The sequence below is a fragment of the Oleiphilus sp. HI0043 genome, assembly GCF_001634935.1.
Window position 1 is genome coordinate 1 of the sequence record NZ_LWEY01000198.1, and the last position, 902, is coordinate 902.

The 902-nt window shown below is 48.3% G+C and carries 1 protein-coding gene; it reads left to right on the forward strand.

The genetic code is table 11. From position 1 onward, the window contains the following. Window positions 1-36: 36 nt before the first annotated feature. The coding region (locus tag A3729_RS03305; RefSeq protein ID WP_197475515.1) for a hypothetical protein at window positions 37-902 on the forward strand (866 nt) is incomplete at its 3' end.

Consider the following 902-nt stretch of genomic DNA (forward strand, 5'->3'; position numbering starts at 1 on the left):
TATCACAAGGGCTGCTTTAGCTGGGCAATGTTAATAATGAATCTATCTAGAGCAATAAGTGCGTTAGTCCTGTTGTGTATGCTCGCTATTGGCATTACATATTGGTCTATCAATCACGCTGATAATCCGTCTATTTCTGAACTCACTCAATCTCTTGATGGTGTAGAAGAGTCGTCTCTGCATAGTCAGCTGATACCTGATACAGACCTCCCTCCTGAGGGAACCCGTTCTTTGTTCGACCATATAATCGCGCAGAATGATGGCTTGCCTTACCCTTTTACTGAAATGATCAAGCTCTTGCAGAGCCAGCACCCTGAAGGTGAAGCGCCGCTGTCATTGCTGATTCCTGATGGCCGTTCACTGCTAAAAGGCCAAGCTGATCATCATTTACCTCGAATACTGATTGCGCCAGACTTTCAGGAAGAAAACACCCCAGCGGGTTTGGGTATGAATACCCAAGGCCAGCTTTTTGTTGCGCTAGTCGAAGGGGCAAATGAAATAGAGGTGCTTAGCTACAATGAAGGCGCAGGGCGGTTTGAGTTTCAGCTGGTGCAAAATTATTGTGAAGGGTGTGTGCCAAGAATTGTCTATACTCGTCGAGCGATCTGCCTGACCTGCCACCAAGGGGGCGGGCCTATTTTCTCGCAGCGCCCTTGGCAAGAAACCAATGGACAGTTAAGTGTTGCTAAACGTATACAGGCGGCCAGAGGTAACGAGCCTTATTGGGGGGTAGACATTGAACAACCGCTGGCTACGCCTGAGCGTTTTGATGAACTCACTGATGTTGGAAATTTTCATGTAGCTAGCCAGCGCGTATGGCTAGATGCTTGTGGAGTCGAAGGCAATGAGTGTCGACGTGCACTATTGTCACTCGCTCTACGTTACGCAGATCAGCCAGGCTT